We start from the raw sequence: 1,916 nt of genomic DNA on the forward strand, positions 1-1,916 counted from the left end.
CCCTCACCCCGGAAGGAACGCCGGCCCTCACCCGGCGCACAACCACACACCAGCCCAAGGGAGCGACCCCCTATGGATCTCTACTGCGACCGCCGCGCCGTCCGCCGGACGACCGGCCACTACCGCAAGCCCGGTACCGACCGCTCGTACTGCGGGCGCGACCTCGACCACACCCCCACCCCCGCCGACCAGTTGCGCGCCGTCTGCAAGACGTGCACCAAGGCCGAGAAGTCCGAGCGCGTGGCCGCCGAGCAGGAGGCCGCCAACTACAGCGCGACCGCACCGTCGCTCCGCGAGCGGGCCGACGTCCGGTACGCCCTGGTCGGCAAGGGCCACCGCGTCCACTACTCGCCGAACAACGACGAGACCCTGTGTGGCCGCGTCGTCTCCGAGTACGCCGAACCGCGAGACATTGACCTGTCCGGCCGCCTCGACGGCCTGTGCTCCCGCTGCATCAAGGCAGCCGAGGAACGCGCATACGCCCGCGCCCTCGCCGCCGCCTCCCCCCTCGCCGCTGCCGCGGCCGACCTCGCCGAGACCGTCGAGCAGGCCGACGCCGAGCGCGCCGCGACCCCGACGGTCGAGTCGGCAACGGTCCCCGGCACGCTGGTCGACCCGTGGACGTGGATTCGGCGCCCGTCAAGCAGCGACGCCGCCAAGGCCGCCGAGGAGCGCGCCGAGCGTCGCCAGCAGCTCGCCGACTCCCGCGGGGCGAACGCCTACCCACTCGCCGTCGCCGCCGTGCGTCAGTTCGTCCGCGAGATGCCCAAGGGTGGCGCCCTGCGCGTGCCCGTCGTCGAGGGCGCCCCCGAGGCCACCCTCACCCGCGACGACCTGTACGCCCTCGCCTACAGCGGACACACCACCGCCGACGCCATCGCCCGTGTCCGCGCCGCCGTCGACGCCCACATTCGCCACGGCGAGCGCGAGGTACACGAGATCTTCCCCGCCCAGGCAATGCGCCCCGCCCTGTACCTCCCCGACGTCATGGCGCTACTGAACCGGTGGGACGACGACCAGGTCGAGGCCGAGAAGTTCGAGCGGGCCGCGCACGCCGTCGACGCCGTCGAGCACGCCGAGCAGACCGGGGCCCGCGTCGAGACCGTCGAGGACGCCGAAGCCCTGTACGCCGCCGCCCTGGTCACCGAGGCCGAGGCCACCGACGGCACTTGGAGGGGCGAATGGATCGGCGAGCAGCAGGCCGCCGACACCCTGTTCGACGTCGACCGCCCGAGCGAACAGGGCGCCCTGTTCGACGACCGCGCCACCCGGCCGGCCACCGTCCGCGAGCAGCAGCGCGCCGCCCTCGACCGCGTCAAGGCCAAGGCCGCCGCCGAGCGGGCCGCCTACCGGGCCGAGACCGACGATGCTATCGCCGTCGAGTGCGCCGCCCACGGTGTCCCCGCGCCGCGCACCGTCGCCGACCGGATCGCCGCCCGCACCGAGCAGGCGCCCGAGCGCCGCGTCGTCGAGGGCGTGATCGTCTCCCACAACGGGCGCACGAAAGGCACGGCCCCGAAGCACTCGACCGACCCCGACGCCCTCGCCGCGCTCGCCGCCCTCGGCGACCTGCGCAAGGCAGAGGTGAGTGACCACACCGACATTGCCGCCCAGCCCGGCGACCTCGACCACGCCCCGGACGCGTGGGGGTTCCTGGTCGAGCCCCGCGGACACGGCCGCGTCGCCCTGTACTGGCTGGAGTGCGGCCGGTACGTCCGCCGCGACGGCGAGCCGTGGACGGTCGAGCTGGAGATCGGCGCCGACAGGCTGCGCAAGGCCGGGTGGAAGATCGAGCCGCACGCCCGCCGCTGCGTCTTCGCGTGGCGCCCCACCGAGTAGGCCACCCCGACCGGCCCGCCCCCGCCCCTGGGGGCGGGCCCCGTACCGAACCGACAGGAGCATCGACGATGAGCGAG

General features: G+C 74.5%; 1 protein-coding gene. It reads left to right on the top strand.

The genetic code is table 11. From position 1 onward, the window contains the following. The first annotated feature begins 72 nt into the window (after positions 1-72). Positions 73-1,839: a hypothetical protein gene (locus IE225_RS32515; protein WP_190061268.1), complete on the top strand. Its 1,767-nt coding sequence runs from the start codon at positions 73-75 to the stop codon at positions 1,837-1,839. Positions 1,840-1,916 lie beyond the last annotated feature (77 nt).

It is taken from the genome of Streptomyces echinoruber (assembly GCF_014651135.1).
GTDB classification, from domain to species: domain Bacteria; phylum Actinomycetota; class Actinomycetes; order Streptomycetales; family Streptomycetaceae; genus Streptomyces; species Streptomyces echinoruber.

Bases quoted from the DNA above. Each gene is read 5' to 3' on its own strand.
- IE225_RS32515 (WP_190061268.1), top strand. From the start codon at position 73: ATGGATCTCTACTGCGACCGCCGCGCCGTCCGCCGGACGACCGGCCAC.